Raw genomic sequence first — 6,877 nt, 5'->3', positions numbered from 1 at the left:
CTGGGCCCTGCCGGCCCTGGTGGCCGTCCCGCTCGAGCTGTCCGCCCTGGTGGGCCTGGACGAGCCCCGGGAGTACCTGGGCGTGACGAGGGGCCTGTTCGGACTGATTGGTACCGCAACGGCCTGGGGGGGCTACCGGTTGGCGCGGGCGTATGGGGCCTCGGAGCTGGCGTCGGCCGCGGGGGCCTCCCTCTTCGCGCTGGCCGCCGTGCCCCTCTACTTCGCCCCCCGGGCCTTGAGCGAGAACGCCTCCGCCCTGCCCGTGGTGCTGGGGCTGGCCCTGGCGCTGACCCCGGGGGCCTCGCGCCGCACGGTGGCGGCCGGGGCCTCGCTGTTGGGGCTCGCCGTGCTGCTGCGCCTGCAGAATGGCGTCTTCTGCGTGGGCCTCGTGGCGGTGCTGGCGGCCCGGCGTGACGGGCGGGCCGTGCGCGACACCCTGGCCGTGCTCACCGGGTGGGCCTTCCTCTTCGGACTGCTCGACTGGCTCACCTGGGGCCGCTGGTTCCACTCGGCCCGCGTGTACCTGGACTTCAACCTCGTGCAGGGCAAGGCCTCCGCCTGGGGCACCGCCCCCTTCGCGTACTACGGCCGCGTCCTGCTGCGCTCCATGGGCACCGTCACCGTCGTCACCGGAGCGCTCTGCCTGCTCGCCGCGAGGCGGGCCCCGGGCCTGCTCGGCGTGGCCGGCGCCTTCTTCCTCCTCCACGCGCTCCAGCCCCACAAGGAGCTGCGCTTCCTCGTGCCCGTGTTGCCCCTGTTCGCCGCGCTCGCCGGCGTGGGACTGGACGCGGTGCTGCGCCACCTGCCGCCCTCGCCCGCAAGGCTCGCCCTGCCGCTGGCGGTGGTGGCCGTGGCGGGCTTCTCCGGCATGCGCGCGGGGCTGCTCACCTTCGGGGACCTGGGCCAGTACGAGGACGTGAAGCCCCAGGCGAGCGCCTGGGATGACTCGGGCGCCATCAACCGCCTGCTCATCACCGCCGGGCGCCTGCCGGACGTGTGCGGGTTGAAGGTGGAGGCGGTGCACCTGGCCTGGACGGGCGGCTACAGCTACTTCCACCGGGACGTGCCCCTCTACGCGCACAACGGGCCGGGGCGCGAGTCCGGCCTCTTCAACCACGTCCTCACCGTCTCCGGGGCCGTGGGTCCTGGCGAGGTGGTGGCCTCCGAGGGCCCCTTCGTCCTCGTCCGACTGCCCAACAGTCGGTGCGCTCCGGACCCCGCCTGGAGCGCTCGGCTTCCATGAGCCGTGCTAAGCCGGCCCGCCTATGTCCGAGTGCATCTTCTGCAAGATTCGCGACGGCCAGGTGCCCGCGAAGCCCGTCCACCGCGATGACGTGTGCCTGGCGCTCGAGGACATCAATCCCCAGGCCCCCACGCACCTGCTCGTCATCCCCCTGAAGCACATCCCCACGGTGAACGACCTCACGGTGGACGAGCGCGAGGTGGTGGGGCACCTCTACCTCACCGCCGCCAAGCTGGCCCGCCAGCGAGGCATCGCCGACAGCGGCTACCGGCTGGTGATGAACACCCACCGCGACGCCGGGCAGACGGTGTTCCACATCCACCTGCATGTCCTCGGCGGACGCCCCATGGAGTGGCCTCCGGGGTAGGCCCGCCCGGCTGCCCGTCAGGCGTGCTCGGCTCGGGCCTCGACCTGCGCATCGGCTCGCCCGCCATGGCCATGCCCTGCGTGGTGCTGCTGCTGGTGATGGTGCTCGACATCGGCTACTCGGGAGCCTCCGCGCCCGCCCCGGGCGGCTAGCTCATCTTGCCGGAGTGGCCTCGGGCACGCAGGTGCTCATTGCAGCAGTTCCCACTCCTTGAGCCGGCCCTCGATTGCCGAGGGCTGACGTCCCGTTAGATTCGCAATGGCCTCCGGCGAGAGATCTCGCTGGAACAATTGCGCTACGAACTCGCCCTCTTCATCCGACCAAGCCTCGTATGCCTGCGGATGGCGCATGCGGGCCTCGATGATCTTCGGAGACAGATCCTGTGTCTTCTCCGGGCCGTTTCGAGGATGGCGTCACGCAGGTGATTCCATGGTTTGAGATACGGAGTCACCAGGACAAGGCGCTGCTCGGCGCTCTTGATGAGACTCAGAACGCCCGTCGAGGTTTGCTCGGATGGGAGGAAACGGATTCCCTTGGCGCGGTTGAGGGAGAGTCAGACCGGGCAGGACGCGCGTGGCTCACAGGTCCGGATCGCACGTCCAAGCGTAACGCTCGGAGTACCGGTAACACTTGTAGTGTGGACCGCAGGCGTTGGGGACGGCCGGGTCACAGGACTTCCTACAGTAGTTCATCTCGCAGACGAACCCCTCGGGGCAGGAAGGGGTGTTCTCCTCACCACAACGGATGAGACAGGTCATCCAGACTTCGCTCGGGTGGTCGGGAGGATCCCAGACAGAGCACTTGTGCGCACCAGGAGAGCAGGGTGTCCGTTGGCAGTTCTGGCCATGGACCTCCGCACACACGGACATGCCCATCTCAAGCCGGACGCATTCCTGGCCATCGGGGCACGCACGGCCTTCGCAGGTGGGCAGACAGGACGGGCCATTGAGGCCCTCACGGCAGAAGAACCCCTCGGGGCAGCTCTCGGGCGAGTCCAGCTGGCAAGGCCGTCCGCACCGGCCCTCCTGGCAGAAGAGGCCGCGCTGGCACGCATACGCCTGCGAAGGAGGCATTTCAGCACAGGCTTCGCCTTCCTTTCTCAATCCCACGAGCGTGCAATAACGGATGGGAGGACCGCCTCCCTGTGTCTTCTGCGTCAGGCAAGCCATCTCCTCGGAGCATTGCTGATCCGTCATGCACCGACTGTCCGTGCAATACATCCATCTCGATCGAGTATTGAAGAAACACCCGAGCGGAGGCTCACAATCCCTGTGCCCTCCACAGGCGCGCTCGTAGGTCATCAAGCCTTGGCGCTCAGAAGGCGCCAGCATCGGGGCGACCTTCGCACCCGGAGTGAGATGCAATCCCCCAAACATCGCCACATGGATTGCCCAAACCAATGGCAATACCAGGAGGAATCCCAGAAGAAAGGCAAGGAACTTCCGCCAGCGCATCATGGGGCAATCCTGAACTGACACTCATGCGGGCATTTGAAGTCCTCCCATCTCGCGGGAATGTAGCATTTGGCCATCCACTCCTCCTTGCTCAAGTTGCAATCGTGCCGGTGTAGTTCCTCCGCGATGTCTTTCGCCATCGCCCGATCGATGGTGCCGCCCTCTCTCCAGGTCTCCGGACACCCCGTTCCCACCACCATCAGCAACGTGAACGCGAACACCATTCGCCAGCGCATGAGTCCTGCTCGTGAAAGGGGCTACACCTCGATGTTCCGCCGGCACCCTACTCCGTCGCGTCATCCCGATACCACGGACACCTAGCGGGGAATCTCCGTCGCGGCGACAGCCGGCTCGGGCCTCGCGGCCCTGCGCTTCGCTCCCAGGAAGCGCTCGAGCCCCACGCGTGTCACCACTCCCACGCGCCCGTTCTCCTGCACCGGCAACGCGTCCAGCGACCGCTCATCCATGAGCGCCAGGGCCTCTCCCACCGACATGTCTGGCGACACCGGGCGCATCAGGTCCGCCAACGTGGCCACCGTGGCCTCGCTCTCCCCCCGCGGCCAGCGCTCGCCCAGCGTGCTCGCCGTCACCACTCCCACGAGCTGCCCGTCTCCCGCGCGCACCGGCAGCGCCGCCACCGGAGCGGTGAGCAACTGCTCGCGCACCACCCGGGCCGGTAGCTCCGGCCCCACCGGCTCCACCCACGTCACCATCGCCCTCACCGGCGTGCGTCGCAGCGCGTGCAGGTCCACCCCCACCTTGCGCTCCACCAGCGCGTGGCACAGCGCCGCGGCGATGGTGCACGTCACCATCAGCGGCAGGATGATGGCGTAGTTGCCGCTCAGCTCGTACACCATCATCAGCCCCGTGAGCGGCCCGCGTGTCAGCGCCGCCACCGCCCCGCCCATGCCCACCATCGCGTAGGCGCCGCTCGGCGCGGTGATGCCGGGCATGGCCGAGTGCAACAGCTCCCCGAAGGCTCCTCCCGCCAGTGCCCCCATCACCGTCATGGGGAAGAACGTCCCGCCCGAGCCCCCCGAGCCCAGGGTCAGCGCCGTGGCCACCAGCTTGAGCGCGCACCCCGAGGCCAGCAGGGACAGCGACAGCGCCCGCACCGCCGCTTCGTTGATGGACTCATGCCCCGTGCCCCACACCACCGGGTGCACCAGCGCCAGGCCCCCCACCAGCAGGCCCCCCAGCGCCGCCCGCATCGGCAGTGGCTGCCGTCCCAGGAAGGCGCTCAGCCCTCCGGCCTTCCTCCCCTGGAAGAAGTCCTCGAGGTCGTGCATCAGCCGGATGAAGGCGTACGCCAGCAGCCCCGTCACCAGCCCCAACGCCGCGTAGAAGACGATCTCCCAGCCGCTCACCATGCTGTAGCCCACGCGGCGAATCATCGCGGCGTTGCCCATGACGCCCCGGCCCACCATGGTGGCCGTGACGCTGGCGAGGATGATGGGGGAGAAGACGCGAAGCTGGAGCTCGCGCAGGATGATCTCCATCGCGAAGATGGCGCCGGCGATGGGCGCGTTGAAGGACGCCGCGATGCCCGCCCCCGCGCCGCTCGCCAGGAGGATGGCCAGCTCGCGCCGGCTGAAGCCCAGGGTGCGCCCCACCGCCGAGCCGAAGGCCGCGCCTCCGAAGACGATGGGCCCCTCGCGTCCGGCCGAGCCGCCCGTACCAATGGTGATGGCGCTCGCCACCAGCTTCAGCACCCCGTCCCGCGCGGGCAGCCGGCCCTCGCGCTCCACCGCCTTCACCACCTCGGGCACGCCGTGGCCGTGCGCCTCGGGCCGGTTGCGCAGCACATGCCCCACCAGCGCGCCGCCCAGCATGGGCAGCAGCGGCACCAGCCACACCGGCAGGCGCTCCAGGCCGCTCCCCGGGTCGTGCATGTGGCCCAGCACCGCGTTCAGCGCCGCCAGCGCCACCAGCGGGTAGTAGAGCGACAGCGCGCCCAGCACCAGCAGGCCCAGCACCTGGAGCCGGCGCTTCACCTCGTCCCGCGGACCTCCGGGCAGCATGAGGCGCGCGAGCACCAGCGCCCCCAGCCCCAGCGGAATGCCGACGATGAGGTACTCGAAGTGCCAGCGGGCCTCGGCGAAGGCCTCCGCCAGCTCCAGCCGCGTGCCGGACTCCGCGCGCAGCATGTCCACCAGCCGCGGAAAGCCAAAGGTCAGCCCACTGACGAGCGCGATGAGGTTGGCGAAGAGGCCCGCCGCCAGGCCGGCGTACACCCCCACCACCGCGCCCGCCACCGGCAGCACCGAGGGCCCCGGCAACCGGAGACGGTTCGTGGCCTCCAGCAGCTTCAACAACCACCGATGCCAGTCCGGCCAGCGCCGGTCTGGTGTCCCGTCCACCTGCGAAGAAGAGGAGTCCATGCTCCGCGCGACATGCTTTGAGGTCGAAGCAACCACCCTCGCACGCCCGAGCCCACCCAGGCACGTCCTGCCTGCCAGGGCTTCCTCCAGCGGACACTGCCGGGCGAGCGGACGGCACCGGATTCCAGGCGGGGCGGTCGAGCAGGCGGGCGCTCTTCCCTCGCGTGGTCGCTCGCCTTCCCGTCCCTAACTTCAACGGACAGCGAAATACGGACTTCCATCAGGAGAGAGACGATGAAGCGCTGGCTGGGATGGACGATGGTTCTGGGGCTGGGTGGAGCGCTCGCCACGGGTTGCGTCTCCCGACAGGAGGATGGCGCCAAGCAGATGGGCCCGCCCTACACGCCGCTCCAGGAGAAGTACAAGAGCCCGTCCGCCTCGGAGGCCGAGAGCCGCCAGGTGGGAACGGAGGGGACGGGTGGCGGTGGCACCGAGGGCATCACCACGGACCACTGGCAGGATCACCCCGCGGCAGGGGAGAACGCGAACACCGCCCAGGGTCCCTACATCTTGAGCCAGCCGCAGGTGGTGCCCCGCGAGCGGAGAGCCGCCCCCCTGGGCGTGGGCGGAGGCATTGACTCGGCCCGGCAGATGGCGAACGACCAGCTCGAGAGCAGCCGCGAGGCCGAGTCCCACTAACCTTCCCGCGCCGACCGTCCTGCGCGTGGGGCGAAGAGGCGAGCGCCCGAGGGCGCGCTCGCCATCTCCATGGGCACGCCATAGAGGGCCTCGAGGCCCTCGCGTCGCAGCACGTCCGCCACGAGGCCCTGGGCCAGCACGTGCCCGTCGCGTAGCAGCAGCACGTGGGTGGCGAAGGCCGCCGCGAGGTTGACGTCGTGGAGCACCGCCACCGCGCCCAGGCCCGCGTCCACCCGCGCGCGCACCCGTTCGAGCGCCCCCACCTGGTGGGCCACGTCGAGGAAGGCCGTGGGCTCATCCAGCAACAGCAGCCTCGGCTGCTGCACCAGCCCTCGGGCCAGCAGCAACATCCGCCGCTCTCCGCCGGACATCGCCTCGCAGGAACGCTCGGCCAGGTACGCCACGCCCAGTTCCTCCAGCACCTGGCGCGCCAGCCCCTCGTCGCTTGGCGAGGTGAGGCCCCACAGGCCCAGGTGCGGGCTGCGCCCCATCAACACCAGTTCCAGTCCGCTGAAGCCCTCGGCGGGCTCGAAGCCCTGTGGCACCCACGCCACGTTCCGGGCGAGCGCCCGCGCCTCCCACTCCCCCCGCTCCCGCCCCAACAGTTGGATGCCTCCGCGCGTCCACGGCAGGCTCCCCAGCACCGCGCGCAGGAGGGTGCTCTTGCCCGTGCCGTTGGGCCCCAGCACCACCCACAGCTCACCGGCCCGCACGGTGCAGTCCACGTCCCGCAGCACGGGTGAGGACCCGTACCCGGCGCTCAGTCCCTGGATGTCGAGCAGTGTGTCCACGG

The 6,877-nt window shown here is 69.9% G+C and carries 7 protein-coding genes; 4 read left to right on the top strand and 3 right to left on the bottom strand.

The features are described 5' to 3' along the window. The 3 genes from VF794_RS30200 to VF794_RS30190 form a co-directional block, all read left to right on the top strand. Nucleotides 1–1,243: hypothetical protein (locus VF794_RS30200; protein WP_331116393.1), on the top strand; the 1,243-nt coding region annotated here is incomplete at its 5' end. A 22-nt stretch (nucleotides 1,244–1,265) separates the two neighbouring features. After that, nucleotides 1,266–1,610 (top strand): histidine triad nucleotide-binding protein, encoded by a 345-nt coding sequence (locus VF794_RS30195; RefSeq protein WP_331116391.1) that lies wholly within the window; start codon nucleotides 1,266–1,268, stop codon nucleotides 1,608–1,610. Then, on the top strand, nucleotides 1,595–1,762 hold the full coding sequence (locus VF794_RS30190) for a hypothetical protein (protein WP_331116389.1): 168 nt from the start codon (nucleotides 1,595–1,597) through the stop codon (nucleotides 1,760–1,762). The genes VF794_RS30195 and VF794_RS30190 overlap by 16 nt, the downstream gene beginning before the upstream one ends. Nucleotides 1,763–1,798: 36 nt before the next feature. On the opposite strand, the gene VF794_RS30185 is transcribed toward VF794_RS30190, so the two are convergent. Both VF794_RS30185 and VF794_RS30180 read right to left on the bottom strand, forming a co-directional pair. Next, nucleotides 1,799–1,960 (bottom strand): hypothetical protein, encoded by a 162-nt coding sequence (locus VF794_RS30185; protein ID WP_331116387.1) that lies wholly within the window; start codon nucleotides 1,958–1,960, stop codon nucleotides 1,799–1,801. Between the two features lie 1,421 nt (nucleotides 1,961–3,381). Beyond that, nucleotides 3,382–5,445: a chloride channel protein gene (locus VF794_RS30180; protein ID WP_331116385.1), complete on the bottom strand. Its 2,064-nt coding sequence runs from the start codon at nucleotides 5,443–5,445 to the stop codon at nucleotides 3,382–3,384. A gap of 234 nt (nucleotides 5,446–5,679) precedes the next feature. Here VF794_RS30180 and VF794_RS30175 point away from each other — a divergent pair, with 234 nt between their 5' ends. Further along, the gene (locus VF794_RS30175; RefSeq protein ID WP_331116383.1) at nucleotides 5,680–6,084 is read left to right on the top strand and encodes a hypothetical protein; all 405 of its coding nucleotides are present in this window, start codon (nucleotides 5,680–5,682) and stop codon (nucleotides 6,082–6,084) included. Here VF794_RS30175 and VF794_RS30170 read toward each other — a convergent pair. Beyond that, a complete protein-coding gene (locus VF794_RS30170; RefSeq protein ID WP_331116381.1) occupies nucleotides 6,081–6,875 on the bottom strand; it encodes an ABC transporter ATP-binding protein in 795 nt (264 codons plus the stop codon). The genes VF794_RS30175 and VF794_RS30170 overlap by 4 nt on opposite strands. Nucleotides 6,876–6,877 lie beyond the last annotated feature (2 nt).

It is taken from the genome of Archangium sp., from assembly GCF_036389735.1.
GTDB lineage: Bacteria > Myxococcota > Myxococcia > Myxococcales > Myxococcaceae > Archangium.
Note: the sequence above shows the minus strand (reverse complement) of the source record. Positions and strands in the feature narration are given on the sequence as shown.